The organism is Polynucleobacter sp. AP-Nickl1-40-C4, assembly GCF_035012665.1.
Lineage (GTDB): Bacteria > Pseudomonadota > Gammaproteobacteria > Burkholderiales > Burkholderiaceae > Polynucleobacter.
The window spans coordinates 1-1,551 of the sequence record NZ_JAYGQR010000021.1; the positions used below are offsets into that span (position 1 = coordinate 1).

Sequence of the window (1,551 nt, forward strand, 5' to 3'; positions counted from 1 at the left end):
CTCTTGAATAATTTGATCCGGAACAGGGAATTTAAATGCGCCGGATGATGGCACTTCAATAGCCTGCATATACTCAGGGAGATTATCCTTGTCGCGGACGTAGATAATTTCACCCTTTTTAATTAAGTCTGTTGGACGCTCTTGTGGGGCTTCCGCAGCAACCTGCTGCTGCACAATTGCCATGTTATTGATGGTTTGTGGTGGAGATGTAATATCCGCAACCAATGGGAAAGTCACATCGGCAATGTAATAGTTAGGGTTTCCTAAAATTAAAGCATCTAACATAGCTTTAACCAAAATTCTATCAGCCGGATTTGCACTGGCAAAAATACCAGCAAGTACAGAGCCCGATAAAGTAGAAACATCAGATCCTAATAGCCCCGCTATTACAGGGTTGCCCGTGATGATGGCCGCAGTAGTGCCATCAAATACCTTGTTCTGAGCAAGCAACCCACTAATCGTCACGGGCGCTTTAGTAATGTTGGCAGTCGTTGTTACCGGCGCTGCTCCCAATACATAGTTTGCTGCAGCAGCACCAGACAAGGTAACGCCGTTAAACGTCACTGTCGTACCGTTATTAGCATTAGGGCTAGCAAATGATGCGCTTGTGTAATTAGCTGTCACAACATCGCCCGGGAATAAACCAGTCATCGCCAAGCTACCGGTTGCGTCAGTAGTTGTGTTGTAGACCCTATTATTTGCAGAAGCGCTAATTGCCGGGCCGCCTGCTCCCGAGCCCAATACGTATGGAGTAATCGCCAAATTAGCATTTACAAAGCTTGTTTGGTAGTTTCTAGCGTCTGCGCCAGCCGTTGCCAATGCAGAGAAATAATTACCGACATTCTTGCCTGCCGTTGTATCTGAAATAGTTACCAAATCCCCCGCAACAATACCAGCGGTGGCGGCGTTATTAGCCAATACTCTGACGGTACCGTTATATACATAGGTGGCAGGTGTCGCAATGATTGTGATTGCCCGTGGAGTAACCGTTAGGTCCCCAGTGACCACTGGAGAGATGTTGGTGATGTTATTGCCGGTGATTACAAAGTTGGCTGCAGATAGGCCATAGGTGCCAACGCTTACATTATTTGAACCACTCATAACTGGGTTAGTAGGCGCAAAGTTAAAGCTCAAGCTTGCACCTGCTCCATCAGAATAAGTATAGGTAGTGATACCATTTACCGTGCTGCTCGCTGTGAGGTAAAGATTATTAATCACAGCGCCACTAGAGGTTGCATAAGCTACCGTTGGGTTGGCAAAAGTTGCTGCAGTTGTATAAGGCGTCACCGCCCCACTACTCTGAATCAGAAGCTGACCAGCAGGAACAATAGTGTATGTGCCTGGCGCATACGTTACCTGGTAGTTACCAATTGCTGCTCCAGTTGCATTAGATGCGGTAATGGCATATTGACCAGCCGGTTGGATATTCGATGCAGCCGTTGCCAGAGTTACAGCAGAAATTGTGTCGCTACCTAGCAAGCCAATGGATGAATAAGATAATGTGCCTGCAGGTTGTGTAATAAAAGAGGCTTGGTTATTTGCAGTAATTGT

Annotated in this window: 1 protein-coding gene; it reads right to left on the minus strand. The window is 46.6% G+C overall.

The window, feature by feature from the left end; translation table 11 throughout:
* Positions 1-1,551, minus strand: a 1,551-nt coding sequence (locus VC182_RS11450) for a YDG domain-containing protein (RefSeq protein WP_323485368.1), incomplete at both ends; no start/stop codon positions are given.